Source organism: Azobacteroides sp. (SeqCode) (assembly GCF_055395615.1).
In genome coordinates, this window is sequence record NZ_AP014701.1 from 955,063 (window position 1) to 980,125 (window position 25,063).

At 30.5% G+C, this 25,063-nt stretch carries 19 protein-coding genes; 10 read left to right on the plus strand and 9 right to left on the minus strand.

Annotation, left to right across the window (positions count from 1 at the left end):
• The first annotated feature begins 4 nt into the window (after positions 1-4).
• The 4 genes from urtD to ureC are packed head-to-tail and all read left to right on the plus strand — an operon-like array spanning position 5 to position 3,955.
• The gene (urtD, locus tag ACZ5QM_RS03795; protein WP_464203011.1) at positions 5-766 is read left to right on the plus strand and encodes an urea ABC transporter ATP-binding protein UrtD; all 762 of its coding nucleotides are present in this window, start codon (positions 5-7) and stop codon (positions 764-766) included.
• Between the two features lie 4 nt (positions 767-770).
• A complete protein-coding gene (urtE, locus tag ACZ5QM_RS03800; RefSeq protein ID WP_464182757.1) occupies positions 771-1,478 on the plus strand; it encodes an urea ABC transporter ATP-binding subunit UrtE in 708 nt (235 codons plus the stop codon).
• Between the two features lie 4 nt (positions 1,479-1,482).
• Complete coding sequence (ureB, locus tag ACZ5QM_RS03805) at positions 1,483-2,244, plus strand: urease subunit beta (protein ID WP_464182759.1); 762 nt, start codon at positions 1,483-1,485, stop codon at positions 2,242-2,244.
• A 4-nt stretch (positions 2,245-2,248) separates the two neighbouring features.
• Positions 2,249-3,955: an urease subunit alpha gene (gene ureC, locus ACZ5QM_RS03810; protein WP_464182761.1), complete on the plus strand. Its 1,707-nt coding sequence runs from the start codon at positions 2,249-2,251 to the stop codon at positions 3,953-3,955.
• Here ureC and ACZ5QM_RS03815 read toward each other — a convergent pair.
• The 3 genes from ACZ5QM_RS03815 to ACZ5QM_RS03825 all read right to left on the minus strand — a co-directional run bounded on the left by ACZ5QM_RS03815 (position 3,952) and on the right by ACZ5QM_RS03825 (position 10,046).
• Entirely contained in the window at positions 3,952-5,256 is a 1,305-nt protein-coding gene (locus ACZ5QM_RS03815) for a bifunctional folylpolyglutamate synthase/dihydrofolate synthase (protein WP_464182763.1), read from the minus strand. The genes ureC and ACZ5QM_RS03815 overlap by 4 nt on opposite strands.
• 5 nt (positions 5,257-5,261) lie before the next feature.
• Positions 5,262-8,591: a transcription-repair coupling factor gene (gene mfd, locus ACZ5QM_RS03820; protein WP_464182765.1), complete on the minus strand. Its 3,330-nt coding sequence runs from the start codon at positions 8,589-8,591 to the stop codon at positions 5,262-5,264.
• A 567-nt stretch (positions 8,592-9,158) separates the two neighbouring features.
• Positions 9,159-10,046 carry an NAD kinase gene (locus ACZ5QM_RS03825; RefSeq protein ID WP_464182766.1) on the minus strand — a complete coding sequence of 296 codons (888 nt, stop codon included), beginning with the start codon at positions 10,044-10,046 and terminating at the stop codon, positions 9,159-9,161.
• 267 nt (positions 10,047-10,313) lie between these two features.
• Here ACZ5QM_RS03825 and ACZ5QM_RS03830 point away from each other — a divergent pair, with 267 nt between their 5' ends.
• Positions 10,314-10,874 carry a DJ-1 family glyoxalase III gene (locus ACZ5QM_RS03830; RefSeq protein WP_464182767.1) on the plus strand — a complete coding sequence of 187 codons (561 nt, stop codon included), beginning with the start codon at positions 10,314-10,316 and terminating at the stop codon, positions 10,872-10,874.
• Between the two features lie 117 nt (positions 10,875-10,991).
• On the opposite strand, the gene ACZ5QM_RS03835 is transcribed toward ACZ5QM_RS03830, so the two are convergent.
• From ACZ5QM_RS03835 to glyA, 4 genes are read right to left on the minus strand one after another with little or no spacing between them, the layout of a single operon-like run.
• Positions 10,992-12,242, minus strand: coding sequence for a phosphoglycerate kinase (locus ACZ5QM_RS03835; RefSeq protein WP_464203012.1), 1,251 nt, complete (start codon positions 12,240-12,242; stop codon positions 10,992-10,994).
• 56 nt (positions 12,243-12,298) lie between these two features.
• The gene (frr, locus tag ACZ5QM_RS03840) at positions 12,299-12,859 is read right to left on the minus strand and encodes a ribosome recycling factor (RefSeq protein WP_464182769.1); all 561 of its coding nucleotides are present in this window, start codon (positions 12,857-12,859) and stop codon (positions 12,299-12,301) included.
• A 38-nt stretch (positions 12,860-12,897) separates the two neighbouring features.
• Entirely contained in the window at positions 12,898-13,608 is a 711-nt protein-coding gene (gene pyrH / locus ACZ5QM_RS03845) for a UMP kinase (RefSeq protein ID WP_464183335.1), read from the minus strand.
• Positions 13,609-13,618: 10 nt separating this feature from the next.
• A complete protein-coding gene (gene glyA / locus ACZ5QM_RS03850; RefSeq protein ID WP_464182770.1) occupies positions 13,619-14,899 on the minus strand; it encodes a serine hydroxymethyltransferase in 1,281 nt (426 codons plus the stop codon).
• 205 nt (positions 14,900-15,104) lie between these two features.
• Here glyA and ACZ5QM_RS03855 point away from each other — a divergent pair, with 205 nt between their 5' ends.
• From ACZ5QM_RS03855 to ACZ5QM_RS03865, 3 genes are all read left to right on the plus strand, one after another.
• Positions 15,105-16,406: a 3-phosphoshikimate 1-carboxyvinyltransferase gene (locus tag ACZ5QM_RS03855; protein WP_464182772.1), complete on the plus strand. Its 1,302-nt coding sequence runs from the start codon at positions 15,105-15,107 to the stop codon at positions 16,404-16,406.
• A gap of 1,526 nt (positions 16,407-17,932) precedes the next feature.
• Positions 17,933-18,469, plus strand: coding sequence for a cob(I)yrinic acid a,c-diamide adenosyltransferase (locus ACZ5QM_RS03860; protein WP_464182774.1), 537 nt, complete (start codon positions 17,933-17,935; stop codon positions 18,467-18,469).
• 89 nt (positions 18,470-18,558) lie between these two features.
• Entirely contained in the window at positions 18,559-18,780 is a 222-nt protein-coding gene (locus tag ACZ5QM_RS03865) for a DUF2795 domain-containing protein (protein WP_464182775.1), read from the plus strand.
• 6 nt (positions 18,781-18,786) lie between these two features.
• Here the strand turns inward: ACZ5QM_RS03865 and guaB are convergent, their stop codons facing one another.
• A complete protein-coding gene (guaB, locus tag ACZ5QM_RS03870) occupies positions 18,787-20,265 on the minus strand; it encodes an IMP dehydrogenase (RefSeq protein WP_464182776.1) in 1,479 nt (492 codons plus the stop codon).
• A 109-nt stretch (positions 20,266-20,374) separates the two neighbouring features.
• Here guaB and tsaB point away from each other — a divergent pair, with 109 nt between their 5' ends.
• The gene (gene tsaB / locus ACZ5QM_RS03875) at positions 20,375-21,073 is read left to right on the plus strand and encodes a tRNA (adenosine(37)-N6)-threonylcarbamoyltransferase complex dimerization subunit type 1 TsaB (protein ID WP_464182778.1); all 699 of its coding nucleotides are present in this window, start codon (positions 20,375-20,377) and stop codon (positions 21,071-21,073) included.
• Between the two features lie 9 nt (positions 21,074-21,082).
• On the opposite strand, the gene aspS is transcribed toward tsaB, so the two are convergent.
• Entirely contained in the window at positions 21,083-22,828 is a 1,746-nt protein-coding gene (gene aspS, locus ACZ5QM_RS03880; RefSeq protein WP_464182779.1) for an aspartate--tRNA ligase, read from the minus strand.
• 146 nt (positions 22,829-22,974) lie between these two features.
• On the opposite strand from aspS, the gene typA reads away from it, so the two are divergent.
• Entirely contained in the window at positions 22,975-24,771 is a 1,797-nt protein-coding gene (gene typA, locus ACZ5QM_RS03885; protein WP_464182780.1) for a translational GTPase TypA, read from the plus strand.
• Positions 24,772-25,063: the final 292 nt, after the last annotated feature.

Below are 25,063 nucleotides of genomic sequence, written 5' to 3' on the forward strand. Positions count from 1 at the left end.
ATTTATGTTATCAATATCTAATTTAAGTGTGTCTTTTGGAGGGGTACAAGCTCTAAATTTGAATAGCTTTGAGCTAAAAAATAAGGAATTACGAGTTATTATTGGTCCTAACGGTTCTGGAAAATCTACTTTTATGGATGTGTTATGTGGAAAGACAAAACCAAATGGAGGTAGTGCTTTATTTAATGGTGTAGACCTTGTAGGTAAGTCTGATATAGAAATTGCTCGTATGGGTGTAGGACGTAAATTTCAAAAATCATCCATTTTTGAAGGGCTCACTGTCTTCGAGAACCTGATGATAGGATTAAAAGGTAAAAGAGGATTTTATTCTTCTTTATTTTTTAAACTCACAAGAGAACAGTCGGACAAGATATATGAAATAGCCAAGTATGTTTGTTTGGAAGATGAACTTCACTATTCAGCAGCCTCGCTTTCTCATGGAAAGAAACAATGGTTAGAATTAGCAATTGTCCTTTTACAAGACCCGAAACTAATGCTTATAGATGAACCTGCAGCAGGAATGTCTGATTCAGAAATTGCTAAAACTGGTGAATTAATTTGTGAATTAGCTAAAGAAAATAGTGTAATTGTTATTGAACATGACATGCATTTTGTAGAGCAAATAGCTCAAGAAAAAGTAACTGTTCTTGCACGTGGTAAAATTCTCACCGAAGGTTCTTTTTATGAAGTGAAAAATAATAAAGAAGTCATTGATTGTTATTTAGGTTTTCCTAATTCAACCAAAATAAAGAAGATAATAAAATGATAAAATGATGAGTAGTATTATATTAGAAACAAAAAGTGTTCAGGCTTCTTATGGAGAAAACCGTATCCTTTGGGATATAAATATAAAAGTCCAAAGAGGAAAAGTAACTACTATTATGGGACGCAATGGTGTAGGTAAAACAACTTTTTTACGTACTATTATGGGTTTAACTAAAATTAAAGGGCTAATCATTTTTAATGAAGAAGAGATACAATTTCTTCCTACATATAAGAGAGCTAAAAAGGGAATTGGATATGTCCCGCAGGGCAGAGAAATTATTTCTAAACTTACTGTCTATGAAAATATATTAATAGGAACAGAATCACGGAAAGATTCTATTCATTCATTTGACAAGAATGAAATATATGGACTTTTTCCTATGTTAAAGGATTTTCGTAACAGTTTGGGAGGAAATATTAGTGGTGGGCAACAGCAACAATTAGCTATTGCGCGCGCATTAGTTGGGAATCCAAGTTTGCTTATTCTTGATGAGCCAACAGAAGGGATACAACCTTCTATTACTAAAGAAATAGCTGAAATATTAAATCATCTAGTTGATAAAGGTTTAAGTATTCTATTGGTGGAGCAAAAACTTAATTTTGCTAGTATTCTATCCGATTATTATTATATTATGGATAGAGGTAAAATTGTCAAACACGTAGACAAGGAAGAGGTCGACTTTGAAGAATTAAAGACATGTTTATCCATATAATATTATGAGACTTACTCCAAGAGATGTAGAAAAATTAATGTTACATACTGCTTGTGTAGTTGCACAGAAAAGATATGCACGAGGATTGAAATTGAATTATCCTGAATCAATAGCTCTTCTATCTGGTCAATTACTTGAACTGATTCGTGATGGGTATAATCTTTCTCAATTAGTAAAATTTGGGAAAAAAATACTAGGAAAAAATGATGTATTACCTGGAGTAGCAGAAATGTTACTACAAGTACAAGTAGAAGGAACTTTTATAGATGGGACTAAATTAGTCTCTGTCCGTCAACCTATTTGTCATGAAACTGTTTCTTCAATGCTTGCTCTTTATGGATCGGGGCTAACTAGGTCGTCTAAACGGATAGAATCGGATAATACTATGGGAGTCATACCAGGATTTGTAGAAACAAAGGATGATCCTATATTTTATAATACTAATCGTACAACGGTTAGTATTCGTGTTACTAATACAGGGACACGTCCCATACAGGTTGGTTCACATTGTATTTTTGAAGAAACTAATAAAGCTTTGTCTTTTGATCGTTTAAAATCTATTGGGTTCCGATTGAATATTCCTGCAGGAACAACTGTTCTATTTTCTCCTGGAGAGACAAAAAATGTAGAGCTAGTTGAAATTACTGGAGATAAACAAATATGGGGAGGAAATGAATTAGTAAATGGTTCATTTGAAGGTAAACAAGAAAAAATAATTCTTTCTATGAAAAAACGAGGTTTTATTTTAGATTCAAAAAAAATCTAATTTTATGGCACAGATTGATAGAAGATTGTATGCTTCTGTGTATGGTATTACTACAGGTGATACGATAACTTTGGGTGACACAAATTTAAAAATACAAGTAGAAAAAGATTACACTATTTATGGAGAAGAATGTGTTTTTGGAGGAGGTAAAGTTATTCGTGATGGTATGGGACAAGCATCAGGTTTTTGTGACAAAGAAGTATTAGATATGGTAATAACTAATGCTTTGATTATTGATTATAAAGGTATATATAAAGCTGATGTGGGTATCAAAAATGGAAAAATAAAAGGTATAGGTAAAGCAGGAAATCCACATATTCAATCAGGTATAACTCCTGGACTTATTATTGGCACAATTACTGAAGTTATTTCAGGAGAAAAACAAATCTTAACAGCAGGGGCTATTGATACCCATGTTCATTACATCAGTCCTCAACAAATAGATGAAGCTTTAGCCTCTGGAATTACAACTTTTGTAGGAGGAGGTACAGGACCTGCTACAGGTACTTATGCTACCACTTGCACTCCAGGTTGGTATCTTCGAAAAATGATGGAAGCAACCGATAATATTCCTATTAATTTTGGGTTCCTTGGGAAGGGTAATTCTAGTAAACCAGATACTCTTGAACGTCAGATAAAAGCGGGGGTATTAGGTCTGAAATTACATGAAGATTGGGGTTCTACTCCTTCAGTTATCGATACAAGTCTTAAAGTTGCTGATGAATACGATGTTCAAATTTGTATTCATACTGATTCTATTAACGAGTGCGGTTATATTGAAGATACTCTTCGTGCTATAGATGGAAGAACAATACATGCTTATCATACTGAAGGAGCAGGAGGTGGACATGCACCTGATATTATGAAAGTTTGTGAATATGTAAATATCCTTCCATCATCTACTACTCCAACTAACCCTTATAGTGTAAATACAGTAGATGAACATCTAGATATGTTGATGGTATGTCATCATCTTGACTCTAATAATCCTGAAGATGTCGCTTTTGCAAAGAGTCGTATTCGTCAGCAAACAATTGGAGCAGAAGACTTTTTACATGATATGGGTGCAATTTCTATTTTTACTTCCGATTCTCAAGCTATGGGTCGTATAGGTGAAATTATATGTCGTACGTGGCAAACTGCCTCGCGAATGAAAGAAATACGAGGAGTTCTTTCACAGGATAAAAATACAGGAAATGATAATTATCGTGTAAAACGATTTATTGCTAAATATACTATTAATTCTGCTCTTGCACATGGTCTATCTCATGCAATTGGCTCTATTGAAAAAGGTAAATTAGCAGATCTTGTTCTTTGGAAGCCTGAATTTTTCGGGACTAAACCGGAAACAGTCATAAAAGGTGGAGTAATAGCCTATGCACAAATGGGAGATCCTAATGCTTCTATTCCTACCACAGAACCTTATATTTCTCGTCCTATGTACGGTGCATTTGGAAAATCAGCTGCTACAATTTCCTATTTGTTCATAAGCGAAGTTTCGTTTGAAAATGTGAAAGAGTATGGACTTAGTAAAATACTAAATACTGTAAAAGATTGCCGTGTAATTTCAAAAAAAGATTTGGAGTTAAATAACTATATGCCTCGCATTGATATTAATCCAAAAACATTTGAAATATCAGTGGATGATGTGCTCATTACCACAAAGCCAGCAAAGAAACTTTCCCTAGCGCAGTTGTATAATTTATTTTAGTAATATTGAAAATTTTGAAAAGTTAATAATGCATCGGCAACAACAAACGTACTTCCACCTACAAAAATAAAATCTTTTTTTGTAGCGAAATGTTTAGCAGAGGCAAATGCACGGGCAACTGTGGAATAAATATTTCCATTTAATCTAAAAGATTTAGCATAATTCATTAGTACTTGAGCATTCAACGCACGGGAAATATTTGCTTGAGTAAAATAGTAAGCAGCATCTTTAGGTAAGATTTTAAAGATAGATGTGATGTCTTTATCATTAACCATACCAAAGACAATATGGAGTTTTTCATATCTTTCTGACTTTAATTGTTGTACAATATACTCTAATCCTCCGATGTTATGCCCTATATCAAAAACGATTTTAGGATCGTATTGCAATATTTGCCAACGTCCTCTAATTTTAGTATTTTTTACTACATAACGAAATCCTTTATATACAGCTTCAGAGGGAATATTTAAAAAATCTTGTTTTAATACATTGATAGCACATAGAGTTGTTTCTGCATTTTGTATCTGAGCATACCCACCCAATTCGTCAATTAAATTAGGATATTCTTTTGAGTCAAATTTCCAGTATCCAGAAAACAGTAGTTTAGAGGAAAGAATAAAATTTTCGTCTTGTACAAACACAAATTTTGTCTTTTTCATTTTGGATTTTACATCCAAAAATATTTTTTTGACTTCTCCATCTGCTTTACCAATGACTACAGGAACATTAAGTTTAATTATTCCTGCTTTTTCTTTTGCAATTTGGGTTAAAGTATTTCCTAATAAATTAGTGTGGTCAAAGCTTATATTGGTAATAATAGTCAAAATAGGAGTAATTACATTGGTACAATCTAGTCGTCCTCCTAATCCAACTTCAATAATAGCAATATCTACTGCTTGTTCTGAAAAATAAGAAAAAGCCATGCCTGTTGTCAATTCAAAAAATGAAGGGCGAATGGATTCAAAGAATTTTTTATGTTTAGCAATAAAGTCAATTATAAAATTTTTATTTATAGAAACACCATTTATTTTTATTCTTTCTCTAAAATCTAACAAATGTGGCGAAGTATAAAGTCCTATTTTATAATAAGCTTCTTGTAAAACTGAGGCTAATAAATGAGAAGTAGAACCTTTTCCATTTGTTCCTGCTACATGAATAGTTTTATATTTAGTATGTGGATGATTTAGGTATTTATCAATTAGTAAAGAATTTTTTATTCCTTTCTTATAAGCATTACTTCCTGTTTGTTGAAATATAGGAAAAACATTGCAAATATATTTAATAGTTTGCTCGTAAGTCATATTTACTAGTTATTGATTTTTTTTAAAATCTTTATTGCTTTTCCAACTGTGTCAATATTTTGAATATTCAACATTCTGCGATTATTTTTTTCTAAAAAATTACAATGCTCATAATTAATTTTGACAAAATCCATTATTTTATCAAATAATTTGCTTTGGTAATAGGGAGAATTAAAATTTTTGACAAAATACAATATCATTTTGGCGTTTTTAAGAACTATTTTTTCTATACCAAGTTTTTTCGCTATTCTACGAAGACAGACAATTCTTATTAACTCTTCTCCTTCAACAGGAATTTTACCAAACCTATCTTGCATCTTAATACGAAATTGTTCTATATTTTCTTCTTCCATTTCATTTAATTCTCGATAAAGCAAAATACGCTCAGAATCATTAGAAATATATGATGTAGGAAAATATACCTCAAAATCACTTTCCACATTGGTTTCTATAACATAATCTTCTCTTGTATCAGTTTGATTTGCATCTTTATATAAAAATGCAAACTCTTCATTTTTCAGCTCTTGAAGAGCTTCGGATAGTATTTTTTGATAAGTTTCGTAGCCTAAATCAGCAATAAACCCACTTTGTTCAGATCCAAGTATATTCCCTGCCCCGCGAATATCTAAATCTTGCATAGCTATATGTATGCCACTACCTAATTCTGAAAAATTTTCAATAGCTTGTAAGCGCCTTACTGTTTCAGGTGTTAGATCAGAAAGAGAAGGGCAAAGTAAAAAACAAAATGCCTTACGATTACCTCGTCCTACACGACCTCTCAATTGATGTAAATCACTTAGTCCAAAATCTTGTGCATTATTTATAATAATTGTGTTAGCATTTGGAATATCAATACCATTTTCAACAATAGTGGTAGAAATCAGAATATCATATTCATAATTAACAAAATCTGTAATAATTTGCTCTAATTTGACAGAGTCCATCTGTCCATGTCCGATAGCAATTCGTCCATCCGGTATCTCTCTTTTTACAAAATTTTCAAGTTCTCTTAGATGAGAAATGCGATTATCGATGATAAAAATCTGACCATTACGATTCATCTCATAGATAATAGCTTCACGAATAATACCTTTTTCAAAACTATGTAATTCTGTATGAATTGGGTAACGATTAGATGGTGGAGTAGATATTTTAGATAAATCTCTTACTCCCATTATACTAAATTGTAATGTACGAGGAATAGGAGTAGCTGTTAAAGTAAGTGAATCAATATTTACTTTTATTTGTTTCAATTTTTCTTTCACTTTTACACCAAACTTTTGCTCTTCATCAATAATTAATAATCCTAAATCTTTGAATTGCATATCTTTACTAATCATTCTGTGTGTTCCTATTAGAATATCAATTGTTCCTTCTTTCAATTTTTTAGTAATAATTTTACTATCCTTAGTAGTTCTTGCCCTTGAGATATAATCTATTATTACTGGAAAATTAGCTAATCTCTCTTTAAAAGTATTGTAGTGTTGAAAAGCTAAAAGCGTAGTAGGGACTAAAATTGCTACTTGTTTACCGTCTGTTGATGCTTTGAATGCAGCACGAATGGCTATCTCAGTTTTACCAAATCCAACATCACCACAGACCAAGCGATCCATTGGTCTAACGCTTTCCATATCTTTTTTGATTTCTATATTTACTTTTGATTGGTCAGAAGTATCTTCATAAAAAAAAGAAGCTTCTAATTCTCTTTGTAAATAAGTATCAGAGGAAAAAGCAAAGCCTTTTTCCTTTCTTCTTTTGGAATAAAGTTGGATAAGATCTTTAGCAATATCTTTAACTTTTCTTTTTGCTTTTTCTTTTAAATGTTCCCATGCTCCTGAACCTAACTTATTTAGTCGTAAAGGTTTATTGTCTTTTCCTCTATATTTGGAAATTTTATGTAAATTGTGAATACTAATAAAGATGGTATCTTCATTTAAGAAGGTCATTTTGATAACTTCCTGTATCTTTCCGTTGATTTCTACTCGAACTAATCCTCCAAATTTACCTATACCATGATCTATATGTACTAAGTAATCTCCCAATTGAAATCGCTGTAATTCTTTCAAAGACAAAGCGATTTTACCAGAACGAGCTTTTTCTGATTTTAAATTATATTTATGAAAACGGCCAAATAATTGATGATCAGTTAATACACTAATTCGTAAAGTTTTATCTACAAAACCAGTATGAAGTGTATGGGGAATAAATATAAATGGAATAGATTCTCCCCTATCTTCAAAGATAGATTTAATACGTTTGATTTGTTTTTCATTATTACTTGAAATATAAAGAGTATAGCCTTTTTGTAACTTTTCTTTCAAAGAAGAGGATACTAAATCGAAATTCTTATAATAGGATACTTGTAATTCAGTAAAAAAGTCAATAGTTATATTTTTTTTATTGTGAGAAGGATTACTCAAATGAATTTTTTTATAATTTTCCGTTAACGATTGAATAGTTTTTTTTGGAGTTAAAAACACTTGTATTTGTTCTATAGATGAAAAAGTTTCTTCATTAGTTAGCGTAGTTTCTTTATTCCACAAAGAATGAATTTTTTCATAAATCCAATCTTCTTTTTTAAATATCAAATTTGTTCTTATAGGAAGATAAGAAAATAATGTTGTTTCCATGTTTCCTGGCTTTGCAGAAATAATGGAAATAAAATTTAATTTTTCTTTAGATAATTGAGTTTCTATATCAAAACTGCGAATGCTCTCCACTTCATTGCTAAAAAAATCTATCCTGTAAGGATATTCGCTAGAAAATGAAAAAACGTCAATAATAGAGCCTCTTACTGCATATTCACCTGGTTCATATACATAATCAACACGTTTGAATTTGTAAGAATTTAGTATATCTATGACAAATAAGCTATCTATCTTTTCAAAAATATTTATCGTTAATGTATTAGCTTTTAATTCATTAGAAGCAACTACTTTTTCTGCAAGTGCATTTGGATAAGAAATAATGATACAAGGTTGTATATCACTATTTAATCGACTTAAAACTTTCATACGTAATATTTCACTTGCAGAATCTTTTTTTCCATAACGAATATTTTGCTTAAATTGAGAAGGAAAAAATAATACATCTTTTTCCCCCAATATTTGACAACAATCGTGGTAAAAATAACCTGCTTCTTCCAAATTATTTAATACACAAAGCAAATGTTGATTTTTTATTTCTTTAAATATACAACAACAAACCAGGCTTTCTGCACTTCCAGATAATCCCTTTAAGTAAATATTACATTCATTTTTTAATGAATGTAATATTTGCTTTATTCCTGGATGTAGTTTATATAGCTCTTGTAAAAGAGAGTTTCCTAATATCATAGTTTATATAAAAATAAAATTTTATTACTTTAAATGAGTTATATAAGTGAAAGTAAAATACTCATTTTAGAATCAATGACTTCTTCTATATATCTCTCTCAAAAAAAACATTTTTGATATTCGAATTTTAAAAAAAAACTTTTGCTAGGTATTAGTATTTATTTTTCCCCGAATCCATATTACATAATTAATGATAAACGCAATTTATCATAACCTTACAGGATGTATTTATTGGATAGTTGAGAAATAATGAGAACTTTTGATGTAAATATAAAAAATTCTATTATTAACGATTTTTTAAAAAAAATATTACAGAAATAAAAATTACAATTTTTTCAAGCAGGACATGTTAATACTACACAATTTGGTAGAGAAAATTTTACACTTTATACGTGTTTATACTTATTTATGCCTATTTTAAATAGGCATAAATACACATTTATCTACTTTTAGTAGATAAATGTGTTCATTTTTTGCTTTAAAAGCTTACACAAGCTTACAATTTTGTTCTGAAATTTTTATATTAAATTTCTCATATTTTTACACAAGCCAGTTCTCAAATTTTATTTACACTTCTTCTCTTTTCTTTCTAACATCTGTCCCCCACAGTAACTTTTCTCGTAGAGTGTTGTAAAAATTTTGATTAAGTCTTTTAATAACTTTAATGGTAAAATCCGATTTTTTTGCTTGGAATTCACTTCCAGAAGGACAAATCTCTGAACGTCCATCCAAAGAAACTAAAAAATTTTCACTGCGAGATTCTACAGTAAGTCTTATTTTATAATCTTCAGGAATAACTAAAGGACGTACATTCAAAGAATGAGGAGCAACCGGACTTAGAACAAAATTACGAGCTTGAGGAATGATGATTGGACCATTTACACTCAAATTATAAGCTGTAGAGCCACTTGGAGTAGCTAACAATAATCCATCTGCCAAATATTTAGCTAAAAAAATATCATTTAAATAAGTATAAATAGTAATCATAGATGAAGTATCTCTCTTCAAAATAGAAATTTCATTCAAAGCATAGCTATGATGTTCATGACATTTCGGAGAAGCCTCTAATTGTAATAAACTTCGTTCTTCTATACGATATTTCCCATGAAAAATCTCCTCTAATGCTTTAGTAATTTCAGATGTACTTATATCTGCAAGGAATCCTAAATAACCAGTATTTATTCCTAAAATTGGAATATTTTTGTTTCCTACCCAAGCTACTGTTCGTAAAAAAGTTCCATCTCCACCTAAACTAAAAATCATATCAAATAGAAATATCTCTTGATGAACAAATCCCTCTATTTTGGGTGTGAAAGAAAAAGATTTGGATAAATAATTATAAAAGGGCTCATCTATCCAAATCTTTGCTCCTAATTTTAATAATTGATAAAAGAGGTTTTTGATAAAACTTTGGGTACCTTTCTGATAATTACTTCCAAATATTCCTATTTTCATAGCAATAAAAACATTTTTCGTTTAACTCCATTATGTAAATTTAGGAAAAATGTAAAAAATATTTGTTCTAACATAAATATTTATTTAAATTTATAAAAATTCGTGTTTTTATACGAAGAGTTTTTACCAAAAATTGTAACTTTGGAAACAGATTTAGAATTAATCTTCAATAAGGTATGATATTTTGTTACATTTTATTAGTAAAAATACATCATAGGGATAGTGTTAAATGAGAACAATTTTTTTAAAAAAAACATTAAGTATAGTATGCAAGAAGTTTTTATTTTCTTAGCAGAAGGATTCGAAGAGATAGAAGCTATTAGTATCATAGATATTCTTCGCAGAGGTGAAATAAAAATAACAGCTGTATCTATTACAAGTAAAAATACGGTTACAGGAGCACATAATGTTTCAGTCATAGCTGATAAATTATTTTCTGAAACTGATTTCTCTTGTGGAGAAATGTTAGTATTACCTGGAGGAATGCCTGGTTCAAAAAATTTAAATGCTCACGAAGGATTAAAAAAACTCCTCAAACAATATGACTCAAAAAAGAAAAAAATTGCGGCAATATGCGCTGCCCCTTTTTTGTTAGGTGAATTACATTTATTAAAAGGGAAAAATGCGACGGTTTACCCTGGGTTTGAAGATAAACTATTTGGAGCAGTTTATGTTAAAGATGGTATAGTAAAAGATGATAATATCATTACAGGAAAAGGTCCTGCGTTTATTTTTGATTTTGCTTTTTCCATTATAACTGAATTGAAAGGGAAGAAAAAAACAGAAAAAATTGCCTCAAATATGTTATTTCCTAAAAGTACATATTAGAATGTATTTTGACTTAGCTCTTATTTATGTACTTAACAAATGTATAGATAATCTCTATATCAACAATAACAAGTTGATATAGGGATTATCTATATGTAGTAATATTTTTTTAATGGTTCAGTAACCACGTATAGCTTTAATACCTGGTAATTGTTTCCCCTCTATAAATTCAAGTAACGCACCTCCTCCTGTAGACACATAACTTACTTTATCAGCAATTTTAAATTTATTGACACATGCAACAGAATCCCCACCTCCTATCAACGAGAATGCTCCATTTTGAGTAGCACAAACAATAGCGTCTCCAATAGAACGAGAACCTTTACAAAAATTATCAAATTCGAAGACACCGGCAGGGCCATTCCAAAGAATTGTTTTGGAATTTTTTATTATTTCAGCAAAGATTTTTTCTGTTTCATTTCCAATATCTAACCCCTCCCAACCATCAGGAATTTTGTCTACTTCAACTATACGTGTACGAGCATCATTACTAAAACTGTCGGCAATCTTGGAATCTACTGCTAAAACCAAACGAACGTTAGTCTCTCTTGCTTTTTGGATTAAACTCAAAGCTAACCCTAATTTATCTTCTTCACAAATAGAGTTGCCAATTTTCCCTCCCATTGCTTTAGTAAATGTATAGGTCATTCCTCCTGTAATAATCAAATTATCTACCTTATTTAATAAGTTTTCGATAACATTAATTTTAGAAGAAACTTTAGATCCGCCCATAATGGCTGTAAAAGGATGAGCAGTATCTTTTAATATTTTTTCTACAGCATTGATTTCTTTTTGCATTAAATATCCAAAAAGTTTATGCTCTCTATCAAAGTAATTTGCCATAATAGCAGTAGAAGCATGGGCTCGATGAGCAGTACCAAAAGCATCATTTACGTAAACTGTAGCATAAGATGCTAATTGTTTTGCCATACTCTTTTGGTTTTCTTTTCCGGCTTGTTTGTTTTTTTTAAATATGTTACTCCCCAAGTTGTAAGATTCACCTTCTTCAGAAGTATAAAAACGAAGATTTTCCAATAACAAAGCTTCTCCAGACTGTAAAGAAGCTGCTTTTTTAATAGTTTCTTTACTCAAGCAATCTTCAGCAAAATCTATTCTAGTACCCAATAATTCAGAAACTCTTGGTAAAATGTGTTTCAAGGAATACATAGGATCTATTCCTTTGGGTCTTCCCAAATGAGTACCGATAATTAAACTCCCTCCATCAGCGATAACTTTTTTTAAAGTTGGCATTGCGGAACGAATACGAGTGTCATCAGTAATTATAAAATTCGCATCTAACGGTACATTGAAATCTACACGAACAAAAATCTTATGTCCATCAAAAGAAAAATTATCAACTGTTTGCATTGTTTTAATTTTAGTTTAACAAAAAAACTTTTTTTAGGATTATTACATCTGTATATTTATACAGTCATTATCTCTTTTTCTTTAGCAGTAAATACTTTGTCAATTTTTTTAAAATATTTATCATGAAGTTTTTGTACAACTATTTCTGTTCCCTTCCTTTCATCTTCAGAAATACATTCTTTGACGATTTTTTTTATTATATCATTCGATTCTCTACGAATATTACGAATACTAACTCTCGCTTTTTCTGCTTCTCCACGTAATTGTTTTACTAATTGCTTACGGCGCTCTTCTGTTAATGAAGGAATATTTAATTGAATTATTTCTCCATTATTTTCAGGTGTAATACCTATATCTGAATCTTGTATTGCTTTTTCTATTGGTTTTATCATAGATTTTTCCCATGCTAAAATTGTAATTGTTTTTGCGTTAAGGATAGAAATATTAGCCACACTAGGTAGTGAAACAAGGTTTCCGTAATATTCCACTTTTATATCATCCAGTATATGGATACTAGCTTTTCCTGCACGAATACGAGAAAGAGTCTCTTCAAAATGAGTTAGCGTACAGATCATTTTTTTTTCATTACACTCAATTATATTTTTTATTGTATTCATGTTCTGTAAAAACTTTAGATTAAATAATATATTCTGCTTTAGTCGTGAACTAAAGTTCCTATTTTCTCTCCATGTAATATTTTTTTTAAATTTTCCTTAGTATTCATATCAAAAACAATAATCGGTAAATGATTATTTTTTGCCAAAGCAGTAGCAGTTAAATCCATAATTTTTAACCCTCTGTTGTATATTTCATCGTAGGAAATTCTATCAAATTTAGTCGCTTCTAAGTTTTTTTTAGGATCAGCACTATATATTCCGTCTACATGAGTTCCTTTTAACATAATATTAACATTTAACTCTATAGCTCGTAGAACAGAAGCTGTATCAGTTGTGAAAAATGGATTACCTATTCCACCTGATATAATTACTATTTCCCCTTTTTCTAATGTTTCTATAGCATCTTCTTTAGAATAAAGACGCCCTATTGGCTCCATTCTTATAGATGTGAACACTTTTCCTCTCATTCCTTCTTTTTCCAAAATAGAAGTTAAAGCTAAGCTGTTGATAACAGTTGCTAATATGCCCATTTGATCCCCTTTTACTCTATCAAATCCTTTGGATATTCCGTCCAGTCCTCTAAAAATATTTCCTCCTCCCATTACTATAGCTACCTGAATACCTACTTTACTTATTTCTTTTATCTGTTTGGCATAATTAGACAAACGACCTCCATTAAATCCATAGTGCTTTTCTTCCACCAAAGATTCTCCACTAAGTTTAAGAAGAATACGCTTGTATTTCATTATAGTATTTCAATCACCATGCAAATAAAGGATAATTTTTCATTAAGATATTTACTTTCTTTTTAACAGAACGAATGACTTTATCATTATCTACATTGAATAAAACTGTATCTATTAATTCTACTATCTCCTCCATAAGAGGTTCCTTTATTCCACGTGTAGTAATAGCTGCTGTTCCAAAGCGTAAGCCGGAAGTAAGAAACGGAGGACGATTGTCAAAAGGAACCATATTTTTGTTAACAGTAATGTCCGCACTGACAAGTGCTATTTCCGCCTTTTTACCACTTAATGTAGGAAATTTTGAACGGAGGTCTACCAACATTAAATGATTATCTGTTCCTCCAGAAATAAGCTTATATCCTTTACTATTTAATGCTTTTGACATTTCTTGGGCATTTTTCTTTACTTGCTTTTGATATACAATGTATTCTGGCTGCAAAGCTTCATAAAAAGCAATAGCTTTAGCTGCAATAATATGCTCTAACGGTCCCCCTTGCACACCAGGGAACAGAGCCGAATCTAATATTTCAGACATCATTTTAATCTTACCTTTTGTAGTAGTTTTGCCCCAAGGATTTTCGAAGTCTTTCCCCATTAAAATAATTCCTCCTCGTGGACCTCTTAGTGTCTTATGCGTAGTAGAAGTTACAATATGAGCATAACGAAGTGGATTTTCTAAAAGCTGAGCAGCAATTAATCCTGCAGGATGAGCCATATCTACCATAAAAATTGCTCCAATTTTATCAGCAACGTATCGGATACGTTGGTAATTCCAATCCCGAGAGTGAGCAGATGCACCAGCAATGATCAATTTAGGCTTTTTTTCTGTTGCAATGTATTCTAGTTGTTGATAATCAATTTGTCCACTATCTTTTTCTGTACCATATTCTAAAGCTCTGTAGGAAAGTCCAGAAAAATTAACAGGAGCTCCATGACTGAGGTGCCCTCCATGGGAAAGTCCTAACCCTAAAAAATAATCACCTGGTTGAAGACAGGCTAAAAATATAACCATATTAGCTTGTGCTCCACTATGCGGTTGCACATTTACCCATTCGGCATGAAAAAGTTGCTTTAGTCTATCTATAGCCGTTTGTTCTATTTCATCTACCACTTGACAACCTCCATAATATCGTTTTCCTGGATAACCTTCGGCATATTTGTTAGTTAATATCGAACCTGCTGCCTCCAATACTTGAGAACTTACAAAATTTTCTGAAGCTATTAGTTCTATTCCTTCATGTTGTCGATGACTTTCTTGCTCTATTAATTTAAAAATCAATCTATCTTTTTTCATTTTTATCTAAATTTATGCTTGCTGATCGTTTGTTTAGGTGACTTTTTCAGTCACATGACAAATGTAATTGAATTTTGGGAATTTTATATTTCTGTTTATTTTATATTTATATATTGACGTTATTATATATTTAATACGTCTTCCATCATAATATTGATGGAAATTTTAGTATACATAAATTTATATTCACTTCTCAAATTAAATTATGATTTATAAAATACAACCACCTACTAATTTGTATATACATACATCCGTGCAACTACCTGCTTCCAAGAGTGTCAGTAATCGTGTTTTAATTCTGAATGCTTTGAGTAAAAATGATATATGTTTTATAAAAAATCTTTCGGATAGTGATGATACTCAGGTATTGAAGCATGCTTTACAATTATCTAGTACTAATTTCGACATCGGAGCTGCAGGAACTTCCATGCGTTTTCTTACAGCTTATTTGTCTCAAAGAAAAGGAAATTGGATTATTACAGGAACAGAAAGAATGAAAAATCGTCCAATTCGGACATTAACGGATGCTTTATGCCTATTAGGTGCTAAAATTAATTTTATTGAAAAAAAAGGATTTCCACCTTTGCATATTATCGGTAAAAAACTGAAGGGAGGAATGATTACTTTGAATAGCGAAGTTAGTTCTCAATATATTTCTGCGTTGATGATGATTGCTCCTGTTTTAGATCAGGGTCTAACTTTACAATTGAAGGGTACTATAATTTCAAAACCTTATATTGAAATGACTATTCGTTTAATGGAAATGTTTGGAATTCAAGTTGAGTGGAAAGAAAATGTCATATGGATTCGCCCTCAGTCATATTATGTACGTCCTTTCAAAATAGAAAATGATTGGTCAGCAGCTTCTTATTGGTATGAAATAATGGCTTTAGCTTCAAAAAAATCTTCAATAGAATTATTAGGATTAAAAGAAAATAGTATACAAGGAGATTCAAAAGGGAGATTTTTATTCGAAAAATTAGGGGTACAAACAGTATTTAATTTTCCAAAATATTTAGGTAGAAAAGAAGAAGTTTTAACAACTTTGTATCCCATTATGCCTCTCATTAGAAGAGAAATATTAGACTATGATTTTGTTAATGAACCAGATTTAGTCCAAACTTTTGTTGTAAGTTGTTGTTTACTTGATGTTCCTTTTTGTTTTAAAGGGCTACAAAGCTTGCGAATAAAAGAGACAGATCGTATTTCTGCTCTACAGAAAGAAATGCGCAAATTAGGGTATATTATTAGAAGTTGCTCTAATATTATAGAATGGAGAGGTGAAAGATGCAAACGAGAAGAGAACCCTGTTATTTTTACTTATGAAGACCATCGTATGGCAATGGCTTTTGCTCCAGCTTGTCTGAAATTGAAAGAAATTAATATAGATACACCTGGCGTAGTTAGTAAATCTTATCCAAATTACTGGAAGGATTTATCACAAGCAGGATTCACAATTACAAATTATAATGAAAATTTAGAAAAAAATCATAGAAAATCCACTTAGGTTAATTATACTTAAATATTAAATAAACATTGTGAAAAAAGTCCCAGTTTTATCATCCGATTTCACAATCATATAATTTAGAAAGTATACGTACCCGTACATTTCTTTTCTATTGCTCTTTTGTTGACTTTTACAGAGAAGGTTTGTGCAGGGTCAATTTTATACAATACCAATAAAAAGGACTTTTTTAAGTTTCAATTTAAGAAATTATGTATAAACACATATGCATGTGAATAAAAAAGGAGACTGTTTGTGATATGGAAATTATATTATAAATAATGTAGAAGATTATTGAGATAATCTAATTCGTTTAAGCTTTGAGCTTAGTCTTTTTTTTGTAAAATTAGAAAGTTTTGATATAAAATTCTATTACATAGAATGTAAGTTTAATTCTTAGTACTTAAGGGTTAAAATATGGAATTACTTTCTCTGAGAAGTATAAATAAGAAAAGAGAAAAATGTATATTAATTTTTTTCAATACAAGTAAGAATAATGAAATTATCTATTTTAATAAAATTTAAATCTAATGTTTATGACAAGTTAAATATTTATAAAGAGGATGGGGAGGATGTTTTGAGTTTGCTTACAGAACTTCTGCTATATCCACAGTTATTACAGTAATTAACGAGATGAAAATTAAAAGTTACTATAAAATTCTAATAAAATTTTGAAATCTAAATTTAAAGAAATAATTTTATAGAAGTACATAAAATCCAATTAGTCTAGCTATAAAACTGTGAATTAATTTCAAAAAATTGCTTTTGTATCTTGTATGAATAATTATTCTTAATAAGAGAATTTTATTAAGAATAAAAGATCTACTAGTAAAATAGATTAACTGGAGTTAAACTAAAAAAAATTATAAAAAAGATATTGCACAATATATTTACCTCTTGTTCCCAAATTCATTATTGAAATAAAATGTATAAAAAAATCTTTTTATACATTTTCAGAAATAGAGAATTGAATGGGAAAATCTCTAAATAATATAATAAGCTTTTTTTACAAAAAAGGAATTCTTGTTTTTTTTGTTTAGATATCTTCTCATTTACTTAATGAGTCTTTTTATGTTTCTATATCAATTGAAATAAGAAATTCTACTATTATACATTGCTATAAGCTTTTGAAAAAGAGCAAAAGTATTTGTTATATGGTAAAATAGAGAATGGTTTATAAGATTGGAAATTATATGTCATAAAAATGATTAAACAATGTCTGGAAGAAAACAATTATTGAAATAATTACTACTATTGATTTGAAAATAATTCTCAAATTAGAATTAATTTTTATTAATTATTTGCTCAGTAGAATTAGAAATAAAAAAATATTTTCATCGTTACAATTTTATTGTAAAAACATTTTATTAAAAAACATAACCCCAGATGAAAAAAATGAAACGTTTTTGTGAGAAAATAAAGAGAAATATCTCGATAAAAACTATTTTAGATTTATAATTATATAAAGGAGGAATTGTTTTTTATTTTGATAAATATTCAATACAAGATACAAAAAAATAGTGTTAACTATGAAAAAATCCCATATTTATACACGTACTGGTGACAAAGGTTATACTTCACTATTCGGTGGAAAACGAGTAATAAAAACTCACTTACGTGTAGAGGCTTATGGAACAATAGACGAATTAAATTCATTTATAGGTTATCTTTTAAACAAAATAAGTGAAAATGATGATCGGATTTTTTTGTTACAAATCCAACACAATCTTTTTACTTTAGGAGGTTATTTAGCAACTGAAATTAAAGAAGAAAATTATTCTATTTTAGATGAAAAACTAATAAACTTAGAAAAAGAAATAGACAAAATAGATAAATCACTGCCACCTTTATACTCTTTTGTATTGCCTGGGAGTTGTTCATCCAATGCATTATCACATATATGTCGTACTATTTGTAGAAGAGCTGAAAGATGCATTATTCGCATTGCAGAACAAGAAATTGTTCACTTTTCAGCATTGGAATATATTAATCGTTTATCAGACTATTTCTTCTTACTCGCAAGAAAACAAAGTTTTATTCATTCTACTAGGGAAGTTATGTTATAGAAAATCTTATAAATAAATCATACATCAAAAAGCATAAAAGTTAAAAAAGAAATATTAAATTAGGTTTAACTAAAAATAAACAATAAAGTATGTATTGGACATTGGAATTAGCTTCATATTTGGAAGATGCGCCTTGGCCTGCAACCAAATCAGAATTAGTTGATTATGCATCACGTACTTGCTGCCCAGACGAAGTAATAGAAAATTTACAAGAATTAGAAGAAGAGAATGAAATTTATGAAAATATAGAAGATATTTGGCCAGACTACCCAAGTAAAGATGATTTTCTTTTCAATGAAGACGAATACTAAAATAAATTACTCGCGATGAAAACTATAATTAGGAGCTTCTTGTATAATAGCCACATCATGAGGATGGCTTTCTGTCATTCCAGCATTTGTAATTCTCACAAACCGGGCACCGTGTAGCTGTTTTATATTTACTGCTCCACAATATCCCATACCAGCCCTTAGACCCCCTACTAGTTGATAAATCACTTCATATAATAAACCTTTGTAAGGTACTCTAGCAGTTATTCCTTCAGGAACTAACTTTTTTACATCGTCTTCTACATCTTGAAAATATCGGTCTTTAGAACCTTTTTGCATAGCTTCCAATGAACCCATCCCTCTATAGGCCTTAAATTTACGACCGTTATACAATATGGTTTCTCCTGGTGATTCTTCTACACCAGCTAATAATGAACCTATCATAACTGATGAACCTCCTGCAGCCAAAGCCTTAACTATATCCCCGGAATAACGTAAACCTCCATCTGCTATAATAGGGATATCTATTTTTTTTAATACTTTTGAAACCTCATAAATAGCTGACAATTGCGGAACCCCTACTCCTGCTATAATTCGTGTTGTACAAATAGAACCAGGACCAATACCTACTTTTATAGCATCAGCCTTCGCTTCCGCTAATGCCATAGCTGCTTCTGCTGTTGCAATATTACCAATGACAATATCTATTATATTGTATTTTCTTTTGATTTCTTTTAAAATAGCAATTGTTCTCTTTGAATGACCGTGAGCCGTATCAATGACGATAGCATCAACTTCTGCTTCAACTAAAGCTTCAACACGGTCGTATGTATCACATGCAACTCCTACCCCTGCAGCTACACGTAAGCGCCCTTTTGAATCTTTGCAAGCAAAAGGTTTGTCTTTAGCTTTAGTAATATCCTTATAAGTAATTAATCCTATCAGCTTATTATGAGTATCTACAACAGGAAGTTTTTCTATTTTATAAGATTGTAAAATATCAGCAGCATTTTCTAAATCGGTAGATTGGCTAGTAGTTATTAAATTTTCGGAAGTCATTACTTTATCTATCAATTGATAGGTATCCTTTCGAAACCGCAAATCACGATTAGTTACAATACCAACCAAATGATTATTTTCATCTACTACAGGAATACCTCCAATTTTATATTCAGACATCAGAGCCAAAGCATCTCCAATCGTTTTATTTCTCTTAATACTGACTGGATTAGAAATCATACCGTTTTCAGCCCTTTTCACTGAACGTACTTGCTTAGCTTGTTCTTCAATACTCATATTCTTATGAATTACTCCTATTCCTCCTTCACGTGCAATTGCAATCGCTAATTTAGCTTCAGTAACTGTATCCATAGCTGCTGAAATTAGCGGAATATTCAAAGAAATATTTTTTGAAAACTTTGTAGAAAGATCTACTTGACAAGGCAAAACTTCGGAATAAGAAGGAATTAATAAAACATCATCAAAAGTCAATCCATCCATAACAACTTTATCCATAATAAATGACATGAAACACTTCCGAGTTTTTATTATACTATCACAAATATACATAATTTCTTCCCTCTATTTAAAGTATAAATCTAAATATTATATATATTTGAATTTATACCTATGAGAAATGCCTTGCCTACTGATGATAGAAACTTCTACACAAATCTGTTCGGTGACTTTGTCTGTTACTGGTGAATCTGTTTTGAGTAGGATTTATACAAAAAAAACTTCTCATGCTTCTCTATTAGGAGTTTTTTTATTCGAAGCCGTAGAATATGCACGTAAAAACAATTATAAAATAAATGCAATTGCAGTAAGTGCAGGTCCAGGATCCTATACAGGATTGAGAATTGGGATATCTGAAGCTAAAGGATTATGCTATGGGTTCGGCATTCCTCTGATAGCTATTCCAACTTTAAAAATTATGGCATTTCAAGCTATTCATAGCTTATCTCACCTATTTCCTAATTCAATATATTGCCCTATGATTGATGCTCGAAGGATGGAAGTCTTCACTGCACTATATGATGCAACCCTTAATGAAATTTGTTCCACAAAAGCGGATATCATTGATAAAAGTAGTTATAAAGAATTTTTAAAAAAATATACCATCATATTTTTTGGGAATGGTTCAAACAAATGTACTAATGTGATCAAATCCACCAATGCTATTTTTATCAATGATATTCATCCTACCGCAAATGCTATGATTTACTTGGCAGAAAGCGCTTTTGCTAAAAAGGAGTTTGCAAACACAGCGTATTTTGAACCTTTTTATATAAAAAGATATCAATCAACAATTACAAAAAATAAAATTTCACCCTAAAACATTTGCTTATTTTTCAACTTTAATCCGTAATTCTTTCAGTTGTTCATAAGAAACAGCTGAAGGAGCATTTGTCATTACATCTCGACCGGAATTATTTTTAGGAAAAGCAATACAATCTTTAATGGAATTTAATCCAGCAAAAATAGCAACAAAACGATCAAGTCCAAATGCAATACCTCCATGAGGAGGAGCGCCATATCTAAGTGCATTTATTAAAAAACCAAACTGTGACTGGGCTCGTTTCTTTGAAAAACCCAGTATGGTAAATATTTTCTCTTGTAGCTCACAATTATGAATACGAATAGACCCCCCTCCAATTTCTACTCCGTTAATTACCATATCGTAAGCATTTGCTCTAACGGTTTCAGGATTTGTTTCCAATAAAGGAATATCTTCTTTCTTAGGACTTGTAAAAGGATGATGTTTAGAAAAAAAACGACTTGATTCATTATCATATTCAAGTAGAGGGAAGTCAATTATCCAAAGACATTTAAATTGATTTTTATCTCTTAATTTCAAACGAGAACCTATTTCAAGACGAAGCTCTCCTAATTGCTTTTGTGTCTCCTTTGTTTTTCCACACAAAATAAGAATTAAATCTCCTTGTTTAGCTCCTACTTTATCTTTCCACTTTAGTAAGTCCTCTGCGGAATAGAATTTATCTACTGACGATTTTAAAGAACCATCAAAATTGTAACGAACATAAATCAACTCTTTTGCTCCAATTTGTGGACGTTTAACAAAATCTATCAATTCATCAACTTGCTTACGACTATAAGAAGCACAACCTTCTACACAAATAGCTCCTATGTATTCAGATTTATCAAATACAGAAAATCCTTTCTTAATTATTATATCTTTTATTTCAATAAGTCGCATTCCAAACCGAATGTCTGGTTTATCCGATCCATAAAACCGAATTGCATCAACATATGAGATCCGTGAAAAATTAGGGATATCTAACCCTTTAATTGTTTTAAATAAATACTTAGTCAGTCCTTCGAAAATATTCAATATATCTTCTTGTTCCACAAATGATATCTCACAGTCTATTTGCGTAAACTCTGGTTGACGATCCGAACGAAAATCTTCATCTCTGAAGCATTTTACAATTTGAAAGTAACGATCAAATCCAGCTACCATTAGTAATTGCTTGAATAACTGTGGAGATTGAGGCAAAGCATAAAATTCACCTTGATTTTTTCGAGAAGGAACTATAAAATCACGTGCTCCTTCTTGAGTAGAATTAATTAAAACAGGTGTTTCTATTTCCATAAAATTGTGCTTATTTAAATAACTATGAATGGCAAAAACCATCTTATGCCGTAACTCTAAATTAGAATGAATCAATGTACGACGTAAATCTAAATAACGATACTTCATTCGTAAATCATCTCCACCATCAGTATTTTCCTCAATAGTAAATGGAGGAACTTCTGAAGGATTTAATATGTTAAGTTTCGAAACAATTATCTCAATATCACCAGTGGAAATATTTAAATTTTTATTGGAACGTTCTACAACTTTCCCTTCTATTTGAATAACCCATTCTCGACCTAATTCAAATACCTTATTGCACAAATTTGCATTTACCTCTTGGTTGAAAACTAATTGTGTAACTCCATATCTATCTCGCAAATCAATAAAAATTAATTTTCCAATTTTACGTATTTTTTGTACCCAACCACATAAAATTACCTCCTGATTTGTGTTTGTAACACGAAGTTCTCCGCAAGTATTTGTTCTATACATTTTTCTCTACTTTAATGAGTACATCATTATTTTTAATGTAAGATGTACAAAAATTACAAATGAGACATTGTCTATTCGAGCATTACTTATAAATAATAAAACGAACATTTATTTGTATTTTTGTCACAATCAAGATATATAAAAATATGCAAAAAATTAGAAATGTTGCTATTATTGCCCATGTAGATCATGGGAAAACTACTTTAATAGATAAAATGCTTATTGCCGGAAAATTATTTCGGGATGACAAAACTGAATTTAATCAATTACTTGACAGTAACGATTTAGAACGTGAACGAGGTATTACTATCCTTGCAAAAAATGTTTCTATCAATTACAAAAATCATAAAATAAATATTATAGATACTCCTGGACACGCAGACTTTGGAGGTGAAGTAGAACGAGTGTTAAATATGGTAGATGGTGTATTACTGCTAGTAGATGCTTTTGAAGGTCCAATGTCTCAAACACGTTTCGTACTTCAAAAAGCTATTAATTTAGGGTTGAAACCAATTGTTATAATAAACAAAGTGGATAAGCCTAATTGTTTCCCAGAAAAAGTTCAAGAAAGAGTTTTCGATTTAATGTTTTCTCTTAATGCAACAGAAGAACAATTAGATTTTATTACAATTTATGGATCAGCCAAACAAGGATGGATGTCTAATAACTTAGAAAAATCCTCAAACAATATCCATCCTGTTTTAGATGCAATCATAGACCATATTCCAGCTCCTAAAATATTAGAAGGCACGTTACAAATGCAAATTACTTCATTAGATTATTCAAGTTATGTAGGACGGATTGCTATAGGACGTATTCATCGTGGTAAATTAAAAGAAGGAATGGAAATAGCTCTATGTAAAAAAAATGGCACTATTTTAAAATCAAAAATTAAGGAACTAAACGTTTTCGAAGGGTTAGGAAGAATTAAGATACAATCTGTAAAATCAGGAGATATTTGTGCAATAGTAGGTATTGAAAATTTCGAAATTGGAGATACAATCACTGATTCGACAAATCCAAAACCACTGGTACCTATTGCTATTGACGAACCAATTATGTCCATGTTATTCACTATTAATAATTCTCCTTTTTTTGGAAAAGAAGGTATATACATTACTTCTCATCATATTTATAAACGATTAATACAAGAGATGGATAAAAATTTAGCTTTACGAGTTCTTCCTTCCGATTCTGCAGATGTATGGATGGTACATGGACGCGGGATTCTTCATTTATCTATTTTGATAGAAACAATGCGTCGTGAAGGATATGAATTGCAAGTAGGACAACCACAAGTAATTATTAAAGAACAAAATGGGATTAAAATGGAGCCTATAGAACAATTAACAATAAATTTACCTGAAAAATATTCCAGTAAAATTATTGACATAGTTACCAAACGAAAAGGAGAAATGGTATCTATGGAATACAAAAAATATCGTACTTACATAGAATTTATTATTCCTTCAAGAGGCATTATTGGTCTAACTAATAACATATTAGCAGCTTCGGCAGGGGAAGCTATTATGACACATCGTTTCAAAGAATATCAAACGTGGAAAGGAAAAATAGAAAAAAGAAAAAATGGTTCGATTATTGCAATAGAAACAGGAAATGTTTATGCTTATGCATTAGATAAACTGCAAAATCGTGGAAAATTTTTTATTCATCCGCAAACAAACGTTTATGCTGGACAAATTATTGGAGAGCATTGTAAAGAGGGAGATATAGGAGTAAATGTGACTAAATCCAAAAAATTAACAAATATTAGGGCGTCAGGAAGCGATAACAAGGTTCATTTATCTCCACCAGTTATTTTTAGTATAGAACAAGCTTTAGAATATATCAAAGAAGATGAATACGTAGAATTAACTCCCTATACTATTCGACTTCGAAAAATCATTTTGGATGAAAATAAGCGCAAGCGGAAAAAACAGTGAGTATTTTTCATTTTTCTAAAAAGGGAGGAATCGCAATGAACAAGAAAAAGAATTCAGCAGTAAACTAAGGAATAAATAAAAATCCTTTGAATATCAACTAGTCATATAATACGTTGAAAAATAATGAGATAATACAAATTTATCGAAGAATGAGAAAAATGTTTTGCTCTTTCTATCAATTTTTCTGATTTTCGTAGGAATGAGGGATGTTCTATATGCCCCATCCGAAATCGTCTTTGGAAAAGAAGTGCATTAGATAGACATCAACTTACTTAATAATTTAATTGTAAAG

Excerpts from the sequence above, each read along its gene's own strand:
- typA (WP_464182780.1), top strand. The coding sequence starts at position 22,975 with ATGCAAAAAATTAGAAATGTTGCTATTATTGCCCATGTAGATCATGGG.
- glyA (WP_464182770.1), bottom strand. The coding sequence starts at position 14,899 with ATGAAAAAAGATAGATTGATTTTTAAATTAATAGAGCAAGAAAGTCAT.
- tsaB (WP_464182778.1), top strand. The coding sequence starts at position 20,375 with ATGCCTTGCCTACTGATGATAGAAACTTCTACACAAATCTGTTCGGTG.
- urtE (WP_464182757.1), top strand. The coding sequence starts at position 771 with ATGATGAGTAGTATTATATTAGAAACAAAAAGTGTTCAGGCTTCTTAT.
- ureC (WP_464182761.1), top strand. The coding sequence starts at position 2,249 with ATGGCACAGATTGATAGAAGATTGTATGCTTCTGTGTATGGTATTACT.
- mfd (WP_464182765.1), bottom strand. The coding sequence starts at position 8,591 with ATGATATTAGGAAACTCTCTTTTACAAGAGCTATATAAACTACATCCA.
- ACZ5QM_RS03835 (WP_464203012.1), bottom strand. The coding sequence starts at position 12,242 with ATGCAAACAGTTGATAATTTTTCTTTTGATGGACATAAGATTTTTGTT.
- ureB (WP_464182759.1), top strand. The coding sequence starts at position 1,483 with ATGAGACTTACTCCAAGAGATGTAGAAAAATTAATGTTACATACTGCT.
- ACZ5QM_RS03815 (WP_464182763.1), bottom strand. The coding sequence starts at position 5,256 with ATGACTTACGAGCAAACTATTAAATATATTTGCAATGTTTTTCCTATA.
- aspS (WP_464182779.1), bottom strand. The coding sequence starts at position 22,828 with ATGTATAGAACAAATACTTGCGGAGAACTTCGTGTTACAAACACAAAT.
- ACZ5QM_RS03860 (WP_464182774.1), top strand. The coding sequence starts at position 17,933 with ATGAAAAAATCCCATATTTATACACGTACTGGTGACAAAGGTTATACT.
- ACZ5QM_RS03825 (WP_464182766.1), bottom strand. The coding sequence starts at position 10,046 with ATGAAAATAGGAATATTTGGAAGTAATTATCAGAAAGGTACCCAAAGT.
- urtD (WP_464203011.1), top strand. The coding sequence starts at position 5 with ATGTTATCAATATCTAATTTAAGTGTGTCTTTTGGAGGGGTACAAGCT.
- ACZ5QM_RS03865 (WP_464182775.1), top strand. The coding sequence starts at position 18,559 with ATGTATTGGACATTGGAATTAGCTTCATATTTGGAAGATGCGCCTTGG.
- ACZ5QM_RS03830 (WP_464182767.1), top strand. The coding sequence starts at position 10,314 with ATGCAAGAAGTTTTTATTTTCTTAGCAGAAGGATTCGAAGAGATAGAA.
- frr (WP_464182769.1), bottom strand. The coding sequence starts at position 12,859 with ATGAATACAATAAAAAATATAATTGAGTGTAATGAAAAAAAAATGATC.
- ACZ5QM_RS03855 (WP_464182772.1), top strand. The coding sequence starts at position 15,105 with ATGATTTATAAAATACAACCACCTACTAATTTGTATATACATACATCC.
- guaB (WP_464182776.1), bottom strand. The coding sequence starts at position 20,265 with ATGTCATTTATTATGGATAAAGTTGTTATGGATGGATTGACTTTTGAT.